Consider the following 1,610-nt stretch of genomic DNA (forward strand, 5'->3'; position numbering starts at 1 on the left):
CGCCTGCAGTCATTCTTAATAACGCCATTGAAGAAACAACAAAAACTTTTTACAAAAAAAGCTCAACAACAATCAAATCAATCCCAAAATAAAACAAATCAAAGTTTTATAAGTTTTAATGGGAATATACAAGGAATCATAAAAAATCAAACCAAGCAACTTTTTGCTTTTTATGAAAGTTTTAGAGAAAATAATGCAGGTTTTAGCAAACCATTTGTTTTCATTATGCAGTCTCTATCTTTTGTGGCTATTGTGTTTTTTCAAATCCTACTTATATTTAAAACAATTTATCTTATTTGTATTATTTTTATAGAAAAAACTTTTTATTTGCTATGCTTTATTTTTATGACGCCTTGTTTATTTTTTAAACAAACTCAAGGATTTTTCTTTTCTTACATTAAAAAAGTCTTTTCTCTAACCTTTTATGCGCCTCTTGTGTTTTTATTTGCCATGCTAAACTCTATTGGGTTAGAATTATTTAACCCTACTCAAAATATCATAGAAACTATCGGCATTATTATCATTTCAGCGATTACTTCAGCTTTAATTAGCAATATTCCAAATATTATCAATACCATTTTTGGCACACAAGGTGGCTCGGTTGATCTAGCTAACTTCTTAAAAGCTGGATCGCAAAGTTTTTTAAGCTTTGCTAGTAATGTAGGTAGTGCAGTAAGCGGTGGCGTTAAAGGCACTTCTGTAGGAACTGGCAATTTTCTTGTAAAAACAGAAGGTGCAATAGGCAATGCTGTAAATAACATTAAAAACAGAGCCTCTCAGCCTGAAAATATAAGAACTTCGGTTGGTTTTGTTAATGTTGGTTCTAAAGCAACGAGATAAGCTACAAAAAACATCAAAAAACAACCCTTTAAAGAACTTTTGAATGAGGAATTAATCATCTTTTTACTCACTCAATAAATTATCAAAAATGCTTGCTACTTGTTTATTATATTCTTGTGCGGTATGAATGTAGATTTTTGTGGAGTTTAAGGACTGATGCCCTAACGCTCTTGAAGTCAAAACAATATCCCTACTCTTAGCATAGACTAAAGTAGCAAAACTATGCCTAAATAGGTGCAATCCTGTGCCATATTGTTTAAAGTTTTCAATACCACTCAACATAAAAATCTTCAACACAAAATTATTGATTGAACAATGCTTTTGAGTATAGTTAGACAGAGACTTCTTAAATATAAAACGCCCATTAAAACTACTCAATCGTTTGCTATCGCTCAACCACTCATCTAAAGATTTTTCTAGCATTTCTCGTTTAATGAACGCTTTTCGCTCTTTATTGTTTTTGCCTTTTATAAGCAAGATATAATGCTCTTTTTCTAAAACAATATTTCTCAATTCTAAATCAAAAACCTCAGATTTTCTCAAACCACCCAAAATAATTAAGAGCAAAATACACTTATTTCTCTTTTCATAACTACTTCTAGTTCTATAGTTTATAAGAGTACATATAAAAGATTTTAAATCTTTTGAGTTTAGATGTTTAGGCAAATTATCCCTATGTTTAGCAAAGGCTATATTTTTAAGACTAAAATAAAATTCATAATGCTTGGTCCTATCCAAGTAATCAAAAAATTGCCTAATATACATCACAT

Annotated in this window: 1 protein-coding gene and 1 pseudogene; one reads left to right on the forward strand and one right to left on the reverse strand. The window is 29.9% G+C overall.

The window, feature by feature from the left end; translation table 11 throughout:
• A pseudogene (locus QT76_RS08460) lies at window positions 1-840 on the forward strand (hypothetical protein); the annotation flags it as partial.
• 63 nt (window positions 841-903) lie between these two features.
• Here the strand turns inward: QT76_RS08460 and QT76_RS07765 are convergent.
• On the reverse strand, window positions 904-1,610 hold a 707-nt coding region (locus QT76_RS07765; protein ID WP_033617287.1), incomplete at its 5' end, for a site-specific integrase.

Source organism: Helicobacter pylori SA37A (assembly GCF_000476015.1).
In the GTDB taxonomy this organism is placed as follows: Bacteria; Campylobacterota; Campylobacteria; order Campylobacterales; family Helicobacteraceae; genus Helicobacter; species Helicobacter pylori_DB.